The following is a 19,796-nucleotide window of genomic DNA, read 5'->3' on the forward strand; positions in this document are numbered from 1 at the left end:
CTCAATCCTCGCCGTCGCCGGCGAACTGCGCGACGATCGCCGCTTCCGCTGCCGGCAGCACGTCCGCCAGCATCTCCATGTCGGCATCCAGCGCGGCGCCGACGGCCATCACCGCCGCGTAATCCAGGGCGAACGGCTTGCCCGTCATGCCCGCTACCCGCAGCTGCCGGTCACAGGACGTCAGGACTTCCCAGACGCCTTCCGCTTCCGCGGTGTCGGGCTCTTCGACCCGGTACGGACAGGCTTTGCACCGGCCGCCTTCTCCGGCTTGGCAGGTGAGCTGGCAGTACCGCTCTCCGGCGTCGCCGCCTCCCCAGTGCCACTCTGAGAGGCGGCGGAGACGTTTTTTGTCCGCTCCCGCATCACGAACGGCATGACGTAGGCCTGATCGAACGCGTCGAAGATCAGCGGGTCGGAGAGCGCGTGCTCCAGGTTCTCCCGGCTGAACGGGAGCGGTTCACCGGCGCTGGTGTCCTCGCCGTCGGCCATCCGGCAAACGTCTTTCCAGTCGAGCGCTCCGGCGAGGATCAGGGCGACGCTCAGGGCATCCCCCAACTCCTCCAGCTGCTCGCTGGCCGGCGCATCGCCAGCCTCGTCCGCCTCCGCAGCATCTTCGCCGCGGAGAGCCTTCACCGCGGCCCGGCGCGCTGCACGCATCATCTTGCGGTCGATCGGGTCGAACAGCACCTGGGCACCCATCACGGGCAGCCAGGCGGGGCCTTCGGCCTTCTTGCTGACGACGAGCATCAGGCGCCCTCGACCCACTCGAGGCGGATCTTCCGCTCCTCGTCGATCACTTTGAGGTCGCTGCCCTCGCGCACGAAGTTGCCGTGCTCGACGGCATAGCGCCGGACGGTGCCCTTCTCGACGTCCGCCTCCAGCACATGTGCGATCGCGCGACCGGTGTCGGCATCGACGACCCGCAGCTTCGCGAAGTCGGGCGTCACGCCGACCTTCGCCTGGGTCGGCACCGGCTTCGGAGCAGGCGCGGGCGTTTCATTTGCCGCGGTCGCGGCCGTGTCTTCCTTCTTCACGGGCATTCTCCGCTCGAGGGGGATCAGTAGCTGGCGACGTCGTTCGTCAGCACGGCCGTGAGCGTGTGCCCGCCCGCGCCGGACGCCTGCCAGTTCGACGTCGCTTGGATACCGCCCGGGCCGCTGATCGGCGTCTTCACGCGCGGCAGGAACACGCGCGGGACGGTGAAGATCAGACTGAAGTCGCCGCGCTTCCAGCCGAACGACAGGTCGATCGGCGTGCCGTCGACGGCCGCGTCATAGAGGTCGAGCCGGTCGAAGCGCATCGTCAGCTCGCCCGTCATCATGGCCTTGAGCGGATCCGCACCGTCGATGCGGCCGTCCTCGCGAATGGCCTCCACCTTCTCGTAGTTGTTCGAGAAGGTGAAGCTGGCGCCGGTGACCGAGCCCAGTTCGACGCCGCCGCGCTTTATAGAGCCGGTCGCCTGCTGGAAGCGGTCACCGTGGAACATGACCGGCGTGCCGGCGACGCTCAGCGCCTGCTTGCGGGTCTCGCCCTGGGCGATGATGCCCATGGTGGCGTTCAGCATGCCGGAACGCGCCATGGATACGCGCAGCTGATTGGCGAGCGCGCCGAAGTTGACCGAGAAGCTGGGGATCTCCGGGTTGCCGAGCTCGATCGAGGCGGACGGCAGCAGGTCCTTGCCGGAGGTGAAGGTGTGCGTGGTGACACCATCAGCGGTGGCCGAAATCGGATCGCCGAGCAGCAGCTTGAGCCACCAGCCGAACGCGCGGGTGTCCATCGGCACCACGACGTCGCCGTCGTTGGTCGCGACGTCGTATTCCGGGTCCAGGCCTTCACGTCCGAAACCGAGCTGATCGTCCTCGATCAGCGGGCGCTCTTCGCCGAGCGCATTGCTGACGAACGGCAGGCGCTTGAAGCCCGTCGTAGGCGTCTGCCCATAGGACGTCTCGAACACGGCCGCCTGCACGGCATTGATGCCGAGCGCGCGCCGACGGATAGGCTGAACGGCCATGGTGGGTTCCTTCGGGCTCAGTTGAGAGGGGAAGTGGTCGAGTAGGAGGCGACCAGGTCGAAATCGCCGCCGCGAGCCGGGGTCGCGGCCTCGGTGTAGATGTCGTCGGTGTTCGGGCCGGTGGGCTCCAGCCAGTCGCAAAGGCCGCCGAGGGTGCGGTCCGCTTCGACCGCGCCACCGATCAGACCCATCATCCGGTCGACGATCTCTTCGCCGCTTTCGGCCGTCGTCTCGTAGGCGCTGACTTCGATCGGAATGCGGTGCGTGTAGTGGTAGACGGGCGGACAGAGGTCGACCTCTGGCTCGCCAGGGTCGCCGCTTCGGACAACCACCATTCCCGTCGGGGGTACGCGCATCGGCGCCGCATCCTCGCCATCAAGGCCGATGACCTTCACGTGCGGCAGGGCGGACTGCACCAGCGCCTTCACCGCGGCGAGGACGTCAAGGCGCTTGCTCACCAGTCTTTCTCCAGCCCGCGCGTGAAGGCGTCGATGTAGGCGGCGCTCCAGCGGGCGGCCGGACCTTCAAGGTCGAGTAGCTTGGGCATGCGCGCCGCCGGCACGAGCGTGAACATCAGCACGCGCTTGAGCGCCCGACCCTGGGCCAGCCGGCGCTTCGTACCCTGGCGGATGCCACGGCCGCGCCGCGCGCCAACCGCGTTGATGAAGGCGAGGACCCGGCCGTTCTTGCCGCGCTGGTAGAACAGGTCCTGGTTGAACGTGTGCTCGACCTGCGCCGGCGTCATGCGCCGCGAGGATCCGCGCCGGCCGAGCGCCCGGGGCACATTGTCGGTCGGGATGGCGAGAAAGCGGGTGCCGTTCACCGGCACTATCGTCGCGCCTCGCACGAAACTCTCGATGATGTCCGGCGCGCGGCTGTAGATGGAGCCGGCCGGGTTCATGCCGTTGCGCGACTTCGGGTAGACGTTGCCGCGCCAGGTGTTCGCCAGGCGCTGGCCGAGCCCGGCCGACGTGACCTGCCCGCGCAGCTCGCGCAGCGCATCGCCGGTGGTGGCGCGCATCGCGACGGTCGCGGCGCGCGCGACGCCGCCCTCGGCCTCCCGCATCACCTTGGCGAAGTCGGGGATGCCGATCTCGACCTTCATGCCGGCGGCGCCGAGCAGGTCCAGGTCATGCCCTCGACATCGAGCGCCGGATCTCCGGCGATGATGCAGACGGTCTCGACCTCGGCCTGAGTTGCCGGGTCGATCTCGCGGATCAGGAAGCGGTCACCGGGGGCCGGCTCCGGCACTTCGGAGCGGCGCACGTCGATCGTGGTCGTGTCCTGGCGGATGCGGCTGTCGCCAAAGGTGGCGTCTCCGGTCGGTCGGGAGCGGATGATCCGCACACCCTCCTGCACGCCGATCTCCGACACGAAATCCGCCGCCTCGGAGCCCGGCCCGTGGAACAGGGCGTCGAGCGCCGAGGCGAACGGATCCATGGTCAGGCGGCGATCTGACCGGTGAGCAGCACGCGGCCGACGGTGTCGGCGGAGGCCTGCGACTGGCGAGCCACGCCGATCAGCGTGTTGCCGGTGCCCGTGGCGGTCACGCGCTTGGCGGTGTTGTCCCAGTACAGCTTGGTGGTGTCTGCCACCCAGGCTTCGCCGGGAGCCTTGGTCATGTCGAACACGCCGACACGGCGCGCCTCCACGGGCTTGCCGGCTGCGACGGTGGCGAGCGCGACCGCGAAGGTCACGCCGACCAGAATCCCCGCGCCGCTGACGACGTCATAGGGGGCGGTCATGGTGATGGTCTCACCGGGCTGGATGAAGTTGCGTGCCATCTCGGCTTACTCCTTGTCCCCGGCCGGCTTGCGCCGTGCGGGCTTTTCGGTGGAGGCCGGCGCGTCGGTCTCGACCTCGGCCTGGTGAGGGTTGGCGGGCGGTTCGGCGTCCGAGCCGTCCGGCTCGCTGCCAGTCTCGACCGGAGCTTCCCGGTTCTCCTTGGCAGTGAAGTCGTCGGTCACGTCCTCGGCGACCTGGTCGTGGAGCAGGCGCTCGGCCTCTCCATCCTCGACATGCAGCACACCCTCGTGGGGGTGCCGCAGCACGCCCGCGACGTGCGCTGCGGTCAGCAGCTTCACGAACTTCATGGCTGTTCTCCTGAAGCGGTCAGGGCGGCCGCAGCCGGCCCTGCCGCAGGTTCACGGGTGCGCGGGCCTCAGGCGCCGGGCTGCTTGTAGGCGGAGCGCCAGTTCACGGCGCCGACGCCGTAATCGTGACGGACCTTCCACTCGACGCCGTCGACGCGCCAGCCGTCCTGGCTGTCGGTGAACGGCTCCGTCACGCCGTTGAGGAAAACCACCTCGATCGCCGGCGCGACGTTCGGATCCGCGAAGGCGTAATAGGCGGTGCCCGACAGGCGCGGGCTGTCGACGATGTCCTCGAACATGCCGTTGACGATGTTCGGCCGCTGCAGCTTGTTCACGGCGTCCGGATCGTACTGGCTGCCGTTGATCACGCGGGCAGCGCCACCCAGCGCGAGGGCGAGCAGCAGGATGGACGGACGGATGTCGAGGAACTCGTTCCCGCTGACGTCCTTCTGCTGCGCCATTGCCACCCGGATCGCGTCGAACGCGGCGACGGAGGGCGCGGCGCCGGCGGCCGCAAGGTTGCCGTGGTCGGCGTGGAACAGCGGCTTCCCGTCGTTCATGATCGGGTTGCTGTTGAGCAGGGCGAAGACGTCGATCTCGATCGTCAGCTTGGCGGCCCGGCCGAGGTCGACGGCGAGACCGGAGAACACCTCCATGTCGTCGTTGACGATCGCCTGACGCGACAGGTTGATGATGTTGCCCTTGGTGGACGCCTGAATGGCCTCCTTCGCCAGGTCGGGGATCGGCTTGTTCTTGAACTCGCCCGCCTCGTTCACGTTGTCGAGCGCGCCGAACGAGCCGCGCAGATAGCGGCTGTGCGGACGGAAGTCCGTCACCGTGCCGGTGCCGCAGAAACGCGACCAGGTGTCCGGCGTGGTGGCATATGCCGCCTGCAGCGTCCGGTGCACGGCATTCTCGAACAGGACAGGAAAGTCGCTGGTCGTCTGCGTGATTACCGCGCCCTGCGAGGTCATCGCCTGGCGCACGATCTGGTCCGGGTCGCGGGTCGTGACGTTCACGCCCAGATTGCCCAGCGATTCACGCGCGAGGTCGACGTTGCGCACGCCGCGGAACTCGCCCGGATCGATCTTGATCGGCTTGCCGTTCAGCGCCGACGCCTTCTCGACGAGGTGGGCGACGCCCGCCTTCACGAGCAGCCAGTTGGTGGCGCCCTCGCGAAACTTCTCGCGCTGGTCGACCGTCACGCGCGCCGGGCTGTTGTGCCCCACGTTCGCGGCGTCCCCTTCCTCTGCCAGCTTGTCGAGGATCTTCTCGCGCGCGGTGGCGAGTGCCGTGCCGTCGTTCACGAGACCGTCGATGAAGTCGGCAGGCAGGTTGTGCTTGGCGCCGAGTGCTCGGATCGTCCCGACCCGGGTGCGCTCGGCCGTCACGGCATTCTGCAAATCGGCCGCAGTGAGCGCCACAGCCGAGGTGTCGACCTGGGGCGCCGGATTGCCGGCCGGGGCGAGAGCGAGCGCGCCAGTGGCGGGTAGCGCGTCCTGGGCGTCGAGCACCACGGCGGACTTCACGATCTTGTCGATCTCGTCCTGCGTGCCGCCGTCCTTCTGGAACTTGGCGATCGCGGCAACCAGCGCCGCGCGGGTCTTGTAGAGGTCCATCATATTCTCCTGTGGACGTGAGGGAGCGGCGGCTGCCGTCCGCGGGGCGCGCGCCATCGCCTTTGCAGTGATCAGCGGGCTATCGGGTGCATGCTTGAACCCGAATGCTTTGACGTTGACCGCGGCCTGCACCTCGAGGGCGGCGCTGATCGACGTGATGAAGTTCTGTTCGAGCGCCTGCTCGGCCGTGAACCAGGTCTCGGCGTCGAGCAGCGGGATCAGGTCCTCGGCCGACATGCCGGTGCGGCCGGCGTAAATGCCGACCAGCTGGTCCCGGAGGCGGTCGAGCTTGTCGGCCGCGCGGCGCAGCTCTGCCGCATCACCACAGGCGCAATCCCACGGGTTGTGGATCATCATCAGGGCATTGTCGGCCATGATGATTTCCTCGCCGGCCATGGCGATGATCGACGCCATCGAGGCCGCGAGGCCGTCGATATGGCAGGTGACCTTGCGGCCCTTCTTCTTCTCACGGACGACGGCGTTGAAGATCGCCAGCCCCTCCATGACGTAGCCGCCAGGGCTGTTGATGCGGACGCTCAGGTCGTCGTCGCCGTCCGAGATCAGCGGGACAAGCGTGTTGGCGTCGAGACCGTCCCAGCTGTCGCCGACGATCCCGTAGATCAGGATTTCAGTCATTCAGGCCCCCTGGGGTTGCGCGGGCTGGGCGGAGGATTCTTGCTCCGCGGGGTTGCCGACGGCGGTCACGTGCCGCGGGTCGCAGTCGAAAATGAGCCCGAGCTTGTCGATCTTCTCAGCGTCGGCCTTCCACTCGGCGAGGAAGGTGTCGGGATCCTCGCCGCGTTCGCGCGCGCACTGCGAGATCGTCTTCTGGCCCGATCGGATCGCGTCTCGGTTGGCCTTCACCTCCTCGGCGGGATTGATCATCTCGCGACCGGGGGGCGTCCACCGGACGGTGACACCCTCGACGTCCTCACCGATCATCGCGAACGCGTCGATCAGCCAGGCCGCCACGGCTCCGCAGAACTGAGGGATGAACATCGTCCACTGCCAAGCGGCCAGCGACCGCTGGTATTCGAGCCAACCCATGCGGCCGGACGAGAAGTTGACGTTGGACAGGTCACCGGTCAGGGCCTCGTAGGGCACCCCAAGCCCAGCGCTGACTGCGCGCAGGGAGACCTTCGTATAGTCGGAATAGCCGTCCACGCCGGGCGGGCTGGAGAAGGTGACCTCCTCACCAGGCCGCGCATACTGGAACGTGCCGGGCTCGATGTAGTCGAGCGGCTCGCGATCGTCCGGACCGCCCTCCTCCTGCGCGATGCCGGGGATCACCCCGTCCGGATCCTCGCCCGTCACGACGCCGACGAACGCGCTGGCGAGCTTCTGGCGCGTCAACTGCGCGTCCTCGAAGTCGCCGAAATCCTTCATGCGCAGGATGACCGGCGCGAACCATGTTGCGCCGTGCTCCATTTCCGGGCGATCGGCGCGGAAAACGTGCGCCACATCCGCAGCCTTCACGAAGGTCGAGCCCAGCGCGTCAGCACGGCCGCCACCTGGATGGCCGTTGTAGAGCCAGTACCCCTCGCGCGCGCCCAGCGGGCTGAACTGCACGCCGTTGATCAGGAAGCCACCTTGCACGCCCGGCGCAGTCGACAGCTTCCCGTGCTTGGACGGGTCGATGTAATCCGGCTCGATCACCTGCAGCTGGAACGGCAGCGGCAGCCGGTCCGAAGCCCGGCGCCAGCGGCGGCGCATCACGACGGCGCCGCTCTCAACGATCGTTCGCGCCGCCTGTAGCTGGAGCCCGTAGAGGTCATGCCGACCGCTGGCGTCACATGCCGTGGTGTCGAGGTGCCGGCGAGCAAGCTTGTTCAGCCGGTCGTCGATCTTGCCGTCCCGGTACACCTGGAAGGTGATGCCGGTGCCGACCATGTTGTTCGCGATCGTGGACGCGCCGCGCGCCGCAAACGGATTGTTGCGCACCAGGTCGCGTGCGATCCCGCGCAGTGCGGCCGCAACGGCGGGCGTAAGCTCGCCGTTGGCGTCCAGTCGGGTGCGCCGCCAGCCCGCCGAGCGCCGACCAAGCGTGGCGCCGTCATACTCCGCACGCGCGCCGCGACCGGGACGGATGCGCTTGCGATCGCTCGCCACGGCTGGGGCGGGCTCGGCAGCCGGCCGGCGCAGCAGCCGGTCCAGAATGGAACGCTCGGCCATTTACAGGCCGCTCCGGTAGAACGGCACGCGACGACGAACGACCGCGCTCTTCGCGGTCGACTTCATCAGCAGCTCGCTCTCGATCACCTTCTTCGCGGCGAGCAGCTGGTCCAGGGACTGATACTCCGTCCGGCGTCCGTCCGCGAAGGTGACGCTGCGAACGCCGGACGCGATCGCCTGATTGAGCCGGTCCAGGTCGGATTGCTGGTACGACATCCCTACCTCCCTCGGCTGGTGAACGGATTGGCACGCCTGGCCTTCGGCATCTTCGCCGCAGCTGGGGTAGCGGGCTGCGCGGGAGCGCGATCGTCAGGGACCTGCTTTGGGGCGGGAACCGGCGGGGGCGCCGGCTTCGTGAACTCGCCCCTGGCCTTCTGCCAGTCGCTTTCCCGCCACCGATCCACACCAAGGGAAAACGCGACGGCGCGAGCGTAAACGGCGTTATCAAGCGCCTCGTTTCGGTCCCGGTTCTTGTGCCATTCACGCCGAAATCCGCCGCTGCGCAGCCGGATGATGCGAAGCTCCTCCGCCACCAGCTGCTTGATCCACTCGTCGGTGGTGCCGTCCGGCAGGAAGACATACCCGTCCGGGTATTCCTCGCCGTCGACCGGCTTGTCCTTCTCCAGGTCGCCGAACAGTTCGAGCTTCAGCATGGAAGTGCCGATGTTCCAGAGCCGGACACCGCGCTTCAGCTTGCGGCCGTTGACCGTGACGTCCTGCCAGGTCGGCGAGCCGATCGGCTGGTTCGCACTGATCTGGTGCCGGCCCTTCACCGCCATGGCGAAGCCGGGGTGGCGCCGCGCCCAGGCGTACACCTCCATGGTGTTCTCACCATCGCCGGAATCGATCGCGACGCGCGCCAGCCGCATCGTACGGCCGTCCTCGGTCTCCCACGTGCGCGCGACCTCGACGTCGAGCTTCTTCCAGGTCTTCTTGTCGGCGATCGAGCCGAAGACCTCGATGCGCTCGACGAACTCGCGCCGGCCGTTCTGGCCGAAAGCCCAGATGTCGAGATCGATGCGGCCGCCGCCACCGCGTTGGACGTCGGCGGCCCCGACGAGAAGACCCGCCTTAGCCGAAGGCGTTCCCAGCCGCATCGCCTTCTCCCGGCGATCATAGAGGCGCTGCCACTCCGGAGCCTCACCCCGCTCGGCCCATGCCTCGCCCAGCACCTGGTTCACGAAGGTACGCAGCAGGTTCGGATCCTTGCGGACCTCCATGAACTCGCGCGCGATCTCCAGCCACGCGGCGCCGGGATGCTGGCTGTAAGCCGCCCAGATGTGGAACGAACGGTGGCGCGGGAACGCGGCGGGGTTGTGCGCTCGCCATTCGCCAGCCTCGTCCATCGCCGCCTTGTCGGCTTCGTCGATGTCGCAGCCGTTGACGCACCGGTACCAGGCGCGGGTTGGGTTCTCCTTCGGCTCCCACCGGATGCCCGCGCCGGTACCGTCACCGAACACCAACTGCTGCATCTCGCCGCAGTGTGGGCAAGGGACGTACCGGAACTCCTGGCTGCCCAGCTCGAACAGGTCGTCGATCCGGCTGAAGCCCTTCACCTTCGGTGTCGAGCCAGCCGCGCTGAACCGACGGGGCGACGTCAGGTTGCGCTTGTACGCCAGTCGGGCCGGGTCGCCCTCTTCCTTCGACGCCCAGGGATAGCCGTCGCATTCCTCAAGGAAGACGTCGTCGGAGGTGACGCGCCGGAATTCCTTCGGGCTGTTCGCACCTTTGATCTGGATCCAGCCGCCCTTGTAGCGCTTGGCCCGGATCTGGTTGTCGGCGTGCCGCGGCTTGAAGGTCGCCACCGAGCGGACGACAGGCCACTGCAGCACCGGGTCCAGATCGTCGCGACTGAACTTCTCCGCGTCGTCAATCGTCGGCTGGTAGATCAGCGTGCGGGCCGGATCGAACTTGATGCGCCAAGCGACGAAGCACTGCAGGATGGTCGAGTAGCCAATGCGGCTGCTCTTGCGCACCGACAGCTGCGACGTCTCCGGATCGGTGAACGCGTCGGCGATGTCCGCCTGGAAGGGGAACGGCCGGATGCGCGCGCCGTCGTCGGAACGCGCATGCTCGACCATGAACCTGGACAGCGGCGGCCGCTCGCGCGGCTTGCATGCGGCCAACCAAGCGCGGGCAAGCGCTGCACCATGCGGACCCGGCGCCTGATAGGGCTCAATCGCCCCCTTCTTCTTCGGGCTCGCTGTCATCGAAGCCCCCGCCGCGCGCCTCCTCAATCCGGGCCATGCTCAAGTCGGTGAGGACGTTGTTGATCTCGGCATCCACTCGGGCGCGCAGCTTCGTGTCACCCTTGGCGACGCGGGCGCCGACCTGCTGGAGCTGGGCGACGATCATCACGATCACGCCCGCGCCGGCGGCGACCATATCCGGCAGCGAGGCGAGCTCGCGGCGGCGCTCCGCATTGTCCATCGCCTTGGCGTCGGCCTGTTCCTTCGCTAGCCGCGCCTGCTCCTGTTCCTTGTCGAGCGCTTCCGGATCCGCTGCGGCGCCACCGTATTTGATGGTCGCCCAAGCTTCGATGTTCTCCAGCAGGGAGGCACCATCCGCCGGCATCTTACCCTGGGACCGAAGCTCGCCGATCCAGCGGCTGGAGACCTGGAACACGGCCGCGAGCTGCGGCCGGCTGGGCTCTTCGAGGTCGATTTCCATCTACTTCCCTGCTCCAGAGCGGAAAAGCCGCAGAAATCCGCCGTTTTTGGCCCCTAGGAGGAAGAACTAAGACGATTTTCGTGGCTAGACGGAAGCTGCGCCTTTGCCCCCCGTATTACCCTGGGGCGCCGGAAGGACCCAAAGGGCCGGGTGTGGGGTTGCCTTCGGCGTAGGGTAGCTCGACCATCCTCTGCTCACGACAAGGAGGCAGACATGCCGATCAATTTCGAGATCACGCTAGCCGGCGTCACTGTGCACCCGAAGGAAGCGCGCAGGCGCGGCGGGATGGTCGCCACCTTCCGAGTTGCCCAGCCCGGCCCACCCATCGATGATCGCCTATCATCCTCGTTCGATCTGCCGGTAACGCTCTCGGGGGGCTACTTCGCTGATAAAGACGCGATCGAGGTGATGCAGGCACGGCTGGCGATGATCGCAGAAGCGCTTGTGGAGGCCACGGCGCCTTGGAAGCGCGACGACGCCTGGTTTGCGGAACGCCGGCTTGAACAAGCAACGGCTCCATCCAGCGCAGCGTAGGACGACTGCCAGCCGTCTAGGTAGCAATAGCTTGGAGCGGCGGGGTCGACGAGCGAGGCAGCGTCGGCCCGCGCACCACAGCGCGCACGTCAGCAGCGATGCGCTCGCATTCGGCGATCAGCATATCAGCGCGCGCCGTTGTGCGGGACGGCCGCTCCATAGCGTCCGCCAGCACTTCAATATCAGCAGCGAGGTGCCGCAGGCGATCGGATGGACTGAGCACCCTGCCCACCATCGCCACCTCCAGAAACGAAGAAGCCCGCCAGAGAGGCGGGCCGTCTGCGCCAGACATAGCTGCCGCAGGGATTATTTGGCACGTTTCGTGGCCGATTGCAATAGCTCTCAATCCTTCTTCCGACCCTTGCCCCGGAGCCCTAGGTTACTTCCCGGAAGATCAGCAAGGGCGTGATGGCGTTGGCGGCGGCAGGCCTTCCCAGCGCCACTCGAACCAATGGCGCAAGGGTCTGAGACATCTGACCGACCATGCTGTGCATAAGTCCTGGAACTGAGCTATCATTTGCTGCCTCAAATTCGGGTACAATGTACTCCGGAGGCGCAGTCAAAATTCCTACGATCGACCACTCGCCTGGCATCCTCGCCCCGTGCGCAAGCATTAGATCGCTAGCAGGTGTCGTTAGATACTCCTCGCGCAACGAACACCACACGAGCTTCGGCTCGTCGTCGCTCGTGATCATAGAGGCATGAACCGAATGAGGCATCAACTGAATCATTTCCAAGAACATCTCAGTATTTTCTTTTTGCTCTCGGATCTCAGCCTTTTGCGCCGCCGTCATCTTAGATGTAGGTGTCGTAGGAACTGCGCCAGCCTTTGCCTTCCTTTGAATCGCAGGAAGTTTCCAGGCGTCCTTCATCATGGCCAGGTCCAGGATATTCAACCAACCCTTCGCAAGAACAAATTGGCCGATATCAGCAGCGCTCAGATCGCGCTGAATCATTTCGCGTTCACTCAGGTAATCAAGGAAAGCCCTGGCATTCGCCCAATAGGGATCGAGCACCCTGGAGTACCCCTCGGCCATACTCAGCGACGTCTCGGTAGAGCCTGTCAGCGCGCCTGAGGCGACGCCGAGGGTTCCTTTCACGTCCCGAGACCCTGTCTCCTTCTTTCCGCGCGAACCATTCTTGGTCGTCGTCAGCTGCTGAAGGTGGCCGTCACCCTCAAACTGTGACAGAAAAGATCCGATCCTACGGCTGTCGTGGTAAAGGAAATCAAGGACGAAAGGGGCGCTTGAATCGCCGTCCGCCGGATCTGATGTCGCGGAAGTGTTCTCTGGCTTCTCGTTCAAGTTCCTCTGCCCCTTTTTCTACGCGCTGATGCACGGTCGCTAGGTTATTAGGAATCGAACGAATAAGGCGTTCCAGCGACTCCTCAAAGGCAGAATCGCTGACGTCGAGGTTGGGTCGGCTCTCCTTACGCGAGCTCATGTGAATCTCACTCCTGCGACGATGGCGCTCCCCCGGTAGATAAGGTTTGCCGGCCACAGGTTAACATGCCGGGCCGCTATGGCAAATCGGCGACATTGCGTGAAGAGCGATGAAAGCCGCAGCCGTCGCGGCGTCATCACACCCTGCGCCCCCGAGATCCCCGGTAGCGGCCGAGCGAATCCCACCCGGCGCTCGGGAGACGAGGTGATGCGAGTTCCCTCGCGCATCAGCCCGCAGCCTGGGCCGCAGCTTCGATGTCGACGTCACTGTACACCCGGTACGCACGCCGGACACAGTCCGGCCAGGCATTGATCGCGTCCAGCAGGAACCGCTTCGCCTTCCGGTTGTGAACGCAGTAGCGCTTCGCCGCGACCGTGTACCCAATCGGATCCCCAACGATCATGTCGAGCACCATCTGCCGCGGCTGGGGCAGCCCCTCCCGCCAGTATCCGTATGCCAGATGCAGCCGCACCCGCCGCACGCTCTCCACGACGAGCCCGCCGCACTGCCGCGAGCTGTCCACCCGCGCCTCGAAGCTCGCAACCTTGAGCGCGACGTCAGCCTCCAGGCTCCGGTAGACGTTGGCGATCTGAGCCGCCCACTCCAGCTGCTCCTTGTCGATCGTGCCGTTACGCTCGAGCTGGATCAGCGCGTCGGCATGCGTGCGCTCGGCGTGTTCGTGCGTCTCCGGGGTACCCGTCTGCTTGTGCGACCAAGCCTCCTTCAGCTTCAGCGCCTCCTCGAGCCCGGGCTCAAGCTGAGCGCCGGCCGCGAGCTGCCGCTTCCGCTCCACCTTCCATTCGGCGCGCGACATACCGGCAGGCTTCAAGGGAACAGGCTTGGGCCGCGGTTTGCCCAGCACCAAGTGATCAACCCGCTGACGCTCGCGCTTTCGTGCAGCCGCGAGCCTCGCCATGCGGAGGTTGAACGCGCTCACCGCGCCAGGATCGGCAGCGTAACGATCCGCCAATTCCTGCCGAGCTCGCGCAATCCGCTCCGCCCGAGTTTCGTCCATCCCGATCATGCAACCACCCTAACCGCGGCGTCGAACTCGCCGCACCAATCGTGTTCCCATGTCACCGGCCAGTGAGCAGCTCTTGCCGCCTCCGCACTGTTGGAGCTCTTGCACTCCAGATCGGGACGGCGACCCACCGGCGGGAAGCGGCGGCACATGCCGGTGTGATCGTCCTGCAGCTCGTAGCCGTGGTCCAATTCCCATGCGCTGGTGGTGCGCAGGCGGTTCCAAAATCGGCAGCCGCCGCAGTTGCCCTCGACCATCATCGCCCCTCCCCAGCAGCGGCTCGCGGTGGCCCCGGCATGTCCATCCTCCGGTACCGCTCGGCAGTCGCCCGGCTGATCGCGAGAGCCTCATCCGCATCGGCGGTCTGTGTGTGGCGCCGTCCCTCAATCCACGACACCGGGTCGCTCTTCCCGGCAGCGCTGGCGATCGCCTCCCGCGTCCACGGGTCGCCTCGATCCTTCCTCCATTTCGCGATGCAGGCTCGGGCACTGCGGTCTCGCATGCCGCTCCCGACCAGCAGCGCCACTCCGGCGTCGAACAGCGCCTTGCCCGGGTCGATCGGTCCGTTCTTGGACGCATCTTCCGGAACAGCCGGAGGCGGCGCGGAAGCGCCCGTAGCGTTAGCTACGGAATAACTACTGTCCCGTCTCGTCACGTCAGCGGGGACATCCGCGTCGCGTCCCGGTTCTGTCCGCGTCGTGTCCCGCGGGACGTCCCCGTCTTGTCCCCCGCTCTGTCCCTTCTTTTTCTCGCGCCATTGCGCCTTCCGCTCGCGTTCCTTGACGCGCTTGTCCCACGCCACGAGCGCCTGCTGCGCGAGGGTAGGATGGTAGAGCCGGCCGTCGCTGCACTTCACGAAACCGTGCAGCGCGCGCTCCCGGAGCTTCTTCCAGGTCTTCAGGTCACGACCGAGATCCGCCAAGCGGCACAGCGCGACATCATCGTCAGGCAGCGATGCCGCCGGGCACTGCGTCCACGCGGCCCACCAGAGCGTCAGCCCTGCGCGCCACTCGCTGTCATTTGCCATCGCGTCGAACTCGCTGCCGAACAGGCGCTGTCCGAGCAGCGGCATGTATTCGAGCCCGCGGAGATCGCAGTCGGGTGGCGTCATCGGTTCGGGAATGCTCACCGGCCTGCTCCATTTTGATAGAAGTCGCTGCCGCGGACGGCGGCGTTCGCGCCGAAGAACCAGCCCATGGCCTTGCCTGTGGGGCCGCTGCGGCGCTTTGCGACGATGAACTCGATCTTGTTGCGCACCGCTTCCATGTCGGTGCGCCAGGCCTCGTACTTCGGGCCGAACTGGTCCTCGGGTTCGGCCCGACGGAGATATTCTTCCTCCCGGTAGACGAAGAGGATCACGTCGGCGTCCTGCTCAATCTGGCCGCTATCGCGCAGATCCGAAGGCATCGGCCGCTTGTCCGGCCGGCGCTCCAGCTCGCGGCTCAGCTGAGCCACCGCCATCACGGTCAGGTCCTCGGCCTTGGCGAACGCCTTTAGTCCCGTGCTCACCTCGGATGCATGCTCATAGGGCGACATGCCCTTGCGGCTGTGCGCCATGAGCTGGAGGTAATCGACAACGACCAGCTCCAACCGTTGCCCTTTCGCAGCGAGCCGGCGCTTGTGCGATCGCGCCTGGCGGACGAGCTTGGCGAGGGTGAGCCCGCCCGTCTCGTTGATCTCCAACGGCATGCCGTCGAGGCGCTGCTTGGCCGCGAGTACCGCCGGCATGTGGGCGTTGCTAACCGTCCCGTCGCGGATCGCCTCGTACGGGACGCTCGCATCCACCGAGCAGCACATGTCCGCCAGCATCCGGCGCGTTAGCTCGTCCGCGCTCATCTCCAGCGAGAAGATGAGGACGCCGTGGCCCCGCATGGCCGCGCCGATCGAATAGGAGGTGACGAGGGAGGTCTTTCCCATGCCCGGACGCCCACCGACGACGACCATGTTCGTCGGGCGCAGCACGCCCATCCTGTCGTCCAGCGAACCGATGATCCCGCAGCGCACGCCCACGATCGGCTTGCCGAAGCTGTCGATCACAGCCTGGGCGTAGCTGCCGACGGTATCCTGCTGGGTGACGACCTGGTCCGCCATTTCGGCAACTGCTTCGTCCGCCTGGGCGAGCAGTTCCTCACGGGTGACGTCCAGGTTGCGGGCGGAGGCGACCACATCCTGCAGCCCGGCCGTCATGCGCCGCCGCTGCGACAGCATCCGGATCTGGTCGAAATAACCCTTGGTGCGCACCAGTGGGCCGGAGTTCATCGCGGCCGCTGCCAGCACCGCCCGCGCGCGCGGCCACTCCTCCTCGGTCGCAAAAAACGGCCCGAGCGTCGTCGCGTCGATCGTACCGCCGGCCGCCGACATCTCCAGCACGCGAGCGTAGATCTGGCCGTAGAGCGGCACGGAGAAGTCCGCCGGGCGCAGGCCGCCGTCGGCGGTGAGGTCGATGCGCCGGGGATCGTCGATCAGGTCACCGAGCAGCCCGATCTCGGCGTCCGCGTTGTGCAGAGGGCTCACCGTGTCGGCGGCCGCGATCTGCTGGTCGAAGGCGCCGGTCATGCGCGGATCCCTCGAAGCTGGTCATTCCAGTCCTTGAAGCCCTCGGCCGGCCAGATCGTCCGGACCGCGAACCCGCGCTGCGTGATGCCCGGGATCGCCTTGGCCACAGCGGCGCGGCCGGCAGCGTCGTTCTGCCCCGCAATGCACACCGATCGCGTCGCGAGCGGATAGTCGAGGAACGGCATCATCGCCGTGCCGAGCGCCACCCACACCTCACGGTTTGGCATCTCCTGCGCGAGGCTGAGCCCATCCTCCGGACCTTCCGTCACGAAGATCTCGGCCGGAGCAGGCCCCTGCCCGCCGCCCAGCTTGAGCGCGCCACCCTTGATCCGGCCCAGGCTGCGCTTCGGCTTCTGCATGGCGGCTTTCGCCTGCCCACCCTTGGCCAGAAAGATGCGCTGCAGCCCGATGATCCCGGTCCGGTCCGTCACCGCACCGACGAGCGCCGGCAGGTCAGGTCCGCAGGTCCCGTCTTCATCATCGTACCAGGCGGGCGTCATTGCGAAGCGAATCGACGGCGGCAGCGGCATCGTGATGCCCCGCGAGCGAGCATAGACCTCCGCAGCCGTCCCAGCCGCCGGCACGGCAGATGCCCACACGTCCCGCGCCCGGTTGATCGCCCGCTGACGATCTCGTGCGTCTTCCTCTGCCGCCTGGATGCGCGCCGCCGGATCGACAGCCGGCAACCCTGCCGCGCCGAGCCAGCGCATTGCCTCCATGAAGCCGAGGCCCTCGGTCTCCCGCACCAGCTTCACGATGTCGCCCGACGCGCCGCAGCCGAAGCAGTGATAGATGCCCTTGGCGTCGTTGAGGCGCATCGAGGGCGTGCGCTCCTTGTGGAAGAGGCACAGCGCGACCAGCTCGCGATCTGCGCGCACGACCTTCGTCCGCCGCCGCACGACGTCGCTGATGTTGTGTCGCTCTTTGGCTTCGTCGACGAGCCGCCGGAACTCGGCGTCTTCGAGGCGGCCCCTGCCCTGCCCCGCGCTCATTCCGCACGCCTCGCGTGCTCGGCCGCGATCATGTCGAGCCAGAGGCCGGTGATCCGGTGGACACGGCGGATCAGCACCTCCTGCGGCTCGATCTCTGTCACGGTAGTCTCGCCGTCAAGCTCGGCGGCGATGATCGCCGGCAGCAGCTGCGACAGCGTCAGGGAGGCCGGCGCCTCGTCACTGCTGCACACGGCACCCGCGTCCGCCCAGCGCCCGCCCACGAGCGCCAGGATGGGATCGGCAAACCGGCCTTTCCACTCTTTGCACCCGCGGAGGAACGTCGGCAGATCCATGGGCGAAGTGCCGGCGCCGTACACCGCGCCCCGGTCCTCGGACTTGCCGAGCACCTCGCCGATGTCCTTCCAGGTGGCGCCATCGTCGTTCTTGATGTCGGTGAGCACGGAGCCCTGCACCTCAACCGCGCGAGACGCGGAAAACGTGCGGCGAGGTGCGTGGAAATGCGGCGCATTCATGCCGTAGCTCCCTCTGCATGGTGAAGGATCGAAAAGCTCGACGGCAGAACCAAGTCACGGCGCTCGCGATCGGCAACATGGTTGCCGCGCTGGTGGACACGATGCTGCGGGAGGACCTGGGCAACGATGTCGCCCACCACTTTCTGGATCGCCTGCAGGATTTGAACAGCATGACGCTGCAAGGGCCGGCGCTCTACATCCTCGACGACATCGTCGACGTCGTTCGCTGCACGGTGCCGGTGAATGACTGAGAGGCGGCCTGCCAACAGCCGGCGAGCGCCTTGGGGCAAGCAGCTTGACGCCGCGCATGCCTCCGCCATCGTCATGCTCACGCTGTTACCTGCTGGTCTGCGGGCGCGCTCAGCCAAGAACGTATGGGCACTTCGCCGTTCGTTTTCTGCTCGATGCGATCAGCGAGTTCGAGCGTCGGGCGTACGAGCCCGCGGCGGAGTTTGCTAACCATCGACCGATCGCGGCCGATCAGGGGAGCGAAGTCCGCGTCTTTGATCCTCTCGCGGTTCAGGTAGGCGTCAAGGGCTGTGCTCATGAGGACACCTTGTGCATTAAGTGCACATGCGTCAAGTCGGAAGTGTGCACCCTATGCGCACGACAGCGGCGCCGGCCGTGTGCATGATAGGCACATGGACGTGGAGTGGCTCAAAACGAAGAAGGCAGAACTAGGCCTTCGGGACGGCGATCTTGCCCTTCCAATGGGGGTCGAGCGCTCAGTCGCAAACAAGATCGCAAACGGGAAGGTGGCCCTCAACGCCCGACGCGCCGATGCCGTCGCTAAGGCACTTGGCGTTTCCCGGGATGAGGTACTCTTCCGCTTCGGGATCTCTGCGGAACAACCAGCTCCCAAAACACCTGCGGTACGGCAGGTGCCCGCGGACGATGACACCAAAACGGTCGGTATCCAGCACATCGACCTAGCCTTCGGCTTAGGCGCGACGTTCGCTGACAGCCCGGTTGAGGTGCAGGTGCTTCAGTTTCCGCAAGAGTGGGTCCAGACGATCACGCTATCGCCTGCGGAACTGCTGACTTGGACACGCGGCCGAGGTGACTCGATGCTGCCGACCATAGACGATGGCGACCTTGTGCTACTGGACCGTTCCCAGCGGGAGGTGAAGGAGCAGGACGCTCTTTGGGCCTACACGATCGGCGACATCGCCGCGATCAAACGGCTGCGGGTGAAGGGCGACCGCTACCAAATCTTCTCCGACAACCCTGCCGTTGCTCCAGATGAGGAGCCGATCGACTTCGTGAATATCGTGGCTCGCGTGGTCTTCGTAGGAAAGCGGCTTTGAGCCGAGTCGAAGGGCTTCGGAGCAGCTTCCGCATCCTCTATTAGCTTTGCGATGTCCGCGATTTCCCAAAGCCGATGGGCCACCCCGGCCGCTATCGCGGGGGTCACACCGAGCGTCTCATGAATGCGGACGAAGTTGTAATACATCGTGTGCAGTGCGACGGCGTAAGCGTAGTTCTCCGCCTTTTTGGAGAAGGCGCTGGTCCGGCAGCTAAAGCGGCCCGTGTGCATCCCCCTGGTCGGGTTTTGACGCTCGACGTAGCTGGTTGAGACGTGGTCCAAATCCGGCTTGCCTTCGTCACAGTCCTTCTTTGAGCAGGGGCACTCGGCGGGGCTGTAGCGACCGGGTGCGCCGGTGGTGGCACCGTACAGCTGCACCAACTGCGCATAATCCACGTCGCAGGCACCGGCGCCCTCTCCGGCTTCAAGATAGGTGCGGTGGCCGTCGCTGGCCAGCTGCACGCGGTGAGCAAGGCGTGCCGCTAGATCGTCCATCAACCACATGGCGTATTCCGCATCGCGCCGACCAACGAGATACGAGACGATCACCTTGCTATCAGTGTCCAGCGCAGCCCACGTCCACGCATCGCCAGCACCTTCCGGCGCATCCTTCGCGGTCGGGCCGCCCTTCTGCTTTGCGTACGCGAAGCTCCAAACTTCATCGACTTGGACCCGCGACACCTTCACGCCACGAACGTTGATATCGTGATAGGCGGCACACGCTTTGCCAGCGTCGATCAGCAGTTTAGCTACCGTGTTCTTACTGGCGCTCGTCAGCCGTGCGATCGCCCGGATGCTCATGCCCTCGCAGAGGAGGTGGAGGATCTTGGCGCGATCTCCGAAGGACAGCTTGTTCATGCATTCTCAGTACGCCGCCTCAATACGTAGTCAAGCAAAAGGGTCAGT

25 protein-coding genes and 1 pseudogene are annotated in these 19,796 nt (G+C 66.2%); 3 read left to right on the forward strand and 23 right to left on the reverse strand.

The annotated features are described in order from the left end of the window. Window position 1: 1 nt before the first annotated feature. From VPH46_RS06845 to VPH46_RS06910, 14 genes are all read right to left on the reverse strand, one after another. Window positions 2-148 (reverse strand): DUF7697 family protein, encoded by a 147-nt coding sequence (locus tag VPH46_RS06845; protein ID WP_239436812.1) that lies wholly within the window; start codon window positions 146-148, stop codon window positions 2-4. 32 nt (window positions 149-180) lie between these two features. Further along, on the reverse strand, window positions 181-747 hold the full coding sequence (locus VPH46_RS06850; protein WP_416609927.1) for a hypothetical protein: 567 nt from the start codon (window positions 745-747) through the stop codon (window positions 181-183). Further along, the gene (locus VPH46_RS06855; RefSeq protein ID WP_416609929.1) at window positions 747-1,034 is read right to left on the reverse strand and encodes a hypothetical protein; all 288 of its coding nucleotides are present in this window, start codon (window positions 1,032-1,034) and stop codon (window positions 747-749) included. The genes VPH46_RS06850 and VPH46_RS06855 overlap by 1 nt, the downstream gene beginning before the upstream one ends. A 23-nt stretch (window positions 1,035-1,057) precedes the next feature. Next, complete coding sequence (locus VPH46_RS06860; protein WP_416609931.1) at window positions 1,058-2,011, reverse strand: phage tail tube protein; 954 nt, start codon at window positions 2,009-2,011, stop codon at window positions 1,058-1,060. 17 nt (window positions 2,012-2,028) lie between these two features. Then, on the reverse strand, window positions 2,029-2,469 hold the full coding sequence (locus tag VPH46_RS06865) for a hypothetical protein (protein ID WP_416609933.1): 441 nt from the start codon (window positions 2,467-2,469) through the stop codon (window positions 2,029-2,031). Continuing rightward, window positions 2,466-3,116 carry a DUF6441 family protein gene (locus tag VPH46_RS06870; protein ID WP_416609935.1) on the reverse strand — a complete coding sequence of 217 codons (651 nt, stop codon included), beginning with the start codon at window positions 3,114-3,116 and terminating at the stop codon, window positions 2,466-2,468. Before VPH46_RS06870 ends, VPH46_RS06865 begins: the two co-directional genes overlap by 4 nt. Beyond that, a complete protein-coding gene (locus VPH46_RS06875; RefSeq protein ID WP_416609937.1) occupies window positions 3,113-3,451 on the reverse strand; it encodes a head-tail joining protein in 339 nt (112 codons plus the stop codon). Before VPH46_RS06875 ends, VPH46_RS06870 begins: the two co-directional genes overlap by 4 nt. Window positions 3,452-3,453: 2 nt before the next feature. Further along, window positions 3,454-3,795, reverse strand: a complete 342-nt coding sequence (locus VPH46_RS06880; RefSeq protein ID WP_416609939.1) for a DUF2190 family protein — start codon at window positions 3,793-3,795, stop codon at window positions 3,454-3,456. 6 nt (window positions 3,796-3,801) lie between these two features. Continuing rightward, on the reverse strand, window positions 3,802-4,104 hold the full coding sequence (locus VPH46_RS06885) for a hypothetical protein (protein WP_416609941.1): 303 nt from the start codon (window positions 4,102-4,104) through the stop codon (window positions 3,802-3,804). Between the two features lie 68 nt (window positions 4,105-4,172). Further along, complete coding sequence (locus tag VPH46_RS06890) at window positions 4,173-6,359, reverse strand: ClpP-like prohead protease/major capsid protein fusion protein (protein WP_416609943.1); 2,187 nt, start codon at window positions 6,357-6,359, stop codon at window positions 4,173-4,175. Then, complete coding sequence (locus tag VPH46_RS06895) at window positions 6,360-7,895, reverse strand: phage portal protein (RefSeq protein WP_416609945.1); 1,536 nt, start codon at window positions 7,893-7,895, stop codon at window positions 6,360-6,362. Continuing rightward, complete coding sequence (locus VPH46_RS06900) at window positions 7,896-8,111, reverse strand: phage head-tail joining protein (RefSeq protein ID WP_416609947.1); 216 nt, start codon at window positions 8,109-8,111, stop codon at window positions 7,896-7,898. A gap of 2 nt (window positions 8,112-8,113) precedes the next feature. Continuing rightward, on the reverse strand, window positions 8,114-10,105 hold the full coding sequence (locus VPH46_RS06905; protein ID WP_416609949.1) for a phage terminase large subunit family protein: 1,992 nt from the start codon (window positions 10,103-10,105) through the stop codon (window positions 8,114-8,116). Continuing rightward, the gene (locus VPH46_RS06910; protein ID WP_416609951.1) at window positions 10,071-10,565 is read right to left on the reverse strand and encodes a terminase; all 495 of its coding nucleotides are present in this window, start codon (window positions 10,563-10,565) and stop codon (window positions 10,071-10,073) included. Before VPH46_RS06910 ends, VPH46_RS06905 begins: the two co-directional genes overlap by 35 nt. A gap of 213 nt (window positions 10,566-10,778) precedes the next feature. On the opposite strand from VPH46_RS06910, the gene VPH46_RS06915 reads away from it, so the two are divergent. Beyond that, a complete protein-coding gene (locus VPH46_RS06915) occupies window positions 10,779-11,099 on the forward strand; it encodes a hypothetical protein (RefSeq protein WP_416609953.1) in 321 nt (106 codons plus the stop codon). A gap of 374 nt (window positions 11,100-11,473) precedes the next feature. Here the strand turns inward: VPH46_RS06915 and VPH46_RS06920 are convergent, their stop codons facing one another. The 7 genes from VPH46_RS06920 to VPH46_RS06950 all read right to left on the reverse strand — a co-directional run bounded on the left by VPH46_RS06920 (window position 11,474) and on the right by VPH46_RS06950 (window position 17,584). Continuing rightward, a complete protein-coding gene (locus VPH46_RS06920; RefSeq protein ID WP_416609955.1) occupies window positions 11,474-12,403 on the reverse strand; it encodes a hypothetical protein in 930 nt (309 codons plus the stop codon). A gap of 365 nt (window positions 12,404-12,768) precedes the next feature. Next, window positions 12,769-13,566 (reverse strand): hypothetical protein, encoded by a 798-nt coding sequence (locus tag VPH46_RS06925; RefSeq protein ID WP_416609957.1) that lies wholly within the window; start codon window positions 13,564-13,566, stop codon window positions 12,769-12,771. After that, entirely contained in the window at window positions 13,563-13,823 is a 261-nt protein-coding gene (locus tag VPH46_RS06930; RefSeq protein WP_416609959.1) for a hypothetical protein, read from the reverse strand. The genes VPH46_RS06925 and VPH46_RS06930 overlap by 4 nt, the downstream gene beginning before the upstream one ends. Next, entirely contained in the window at window positions 13,820-14,692 is an 873-nt protein-coding gene (locus VPH46_RS06935; RefSeq protein ID WP_416609961.1) for a hypothetical protein, read from the reverse strand. Before VPH46_RS06935 ends, VPH46_RS06930 begins: the two co-directional genes overlap by 4 nt. Further along, a complete protein-coding gene (locus VPH46_RS06940; protein WP_416609963.1) occupies window positions 14,689-16,119 on the reverse strand; it encodes a replicative DNA helicase in 1,431 nt (476 codons plus the stop codon). The genes VPH46_RS06935 and VPH46_RS06940 overlap by 4 nt, the downstream gene beginning before the upstream one ends. After that, window positions 16,116-17,111, reverse strand: a complete 996-nt coding sequence (locus VPH46_RS06945) for a CHC2 zinc finger domain-containing protein (RefSeq protein WP_416609965.1) — start codon at window positions 17,109-17,111, stop codon at window positions 16,116-16,118. The genes VPH46_RS06940 and VPH46_RS06945 overlap by 4 nt, the downstream gene beginning before the upstream one ends. Continuing rightward, the gene (locus VPH46_RS06950) at window positions 17,108-17,584 is read right to left on the reverse strand and encodes a hypothetical protein (RefSeq protein WP_416609967.1); all 477 of its coding nucleotides are present in this window, start codon (window positions 17,582-17,584) and stop codon (window positions 17,108-17,110) included. The genes VPH46_RS06945 and VPH46_RS06950 overlap by 4 nt, the downstream gene beginning before the upstream one ends. 17 nt (window positions 17,585-17,601) lie before the next feature. Here VPH46_RS06950 and VPH46_RS06955 point away from each other — a divergent pair, with 17 nt between their 5' ends. Beyond that, window positions 17,602-17,835 (forward strand): hypothetical protein, encoded by a 234-nt coding sequence (locus VPH46_RS06955; protein WP_416609969.1) that lies wholly within the window; start codon window positions 17,602-17,604, stop codon window positions 17,833-17,835. Window positions 17,836-17,912: 77 nt separating this feature from the next. Here the strand turns inward: VPH46_RS06955 and VPH46_RS06960 are convergent, their stop codons facing one another. After that, complete coding sequence (locus tag VPH46_RS06960) at window positions 17,913-18,131, reverse strand: hypothetical protein (RefSeq protein WP_416609971.1); 219 nt, start codon at window positions 18,129-18,131, stop codon at window positions 17,913-17,915. Window positions 18,132-18,225: 94 nt separating this feature from the next. Here VPH46_RS06960 and VPH46_RS06965 point away from each other — a divergent pair, with 94 nt between their 5' ends. Next, a complete protein-coding gene (locus tag VPH46_RS06965; RefSeq protein WP_416609973.1) occupies window positions 18,226-18,891 on the forward strand; it encodes a LexA family transcriptional regulator in 666 nt (221 codons plus the stop codon). Window positions 18,892-18,905: 14 nt separating this feature from the next. On the opposite strand, the pseudogene VPH46_RS06970 reads toward VPH46_RS06965, so the two are convergent. Then, a pseudogene (locus VPH46_RS06970) lies at window positions 18,906-19,748 on the reverse strand (helix-turn-helix domain-containing protein); the annotation flags it as partial. Between the last annotated feature and the right edge of the window lie 48 nt (window positions 19,749-19,796).

It is taken from the genome of Sphingomonas sp. MJ1 (PH-R8) (assembly GCF_048058635.1).
Taxonomy (GTDB): domain Bacteria; phylum Pseudomonadota; class Alphaproteobacteria; order Sphingomonadales; family Sphingomonadaceae; genus Sphingomonas.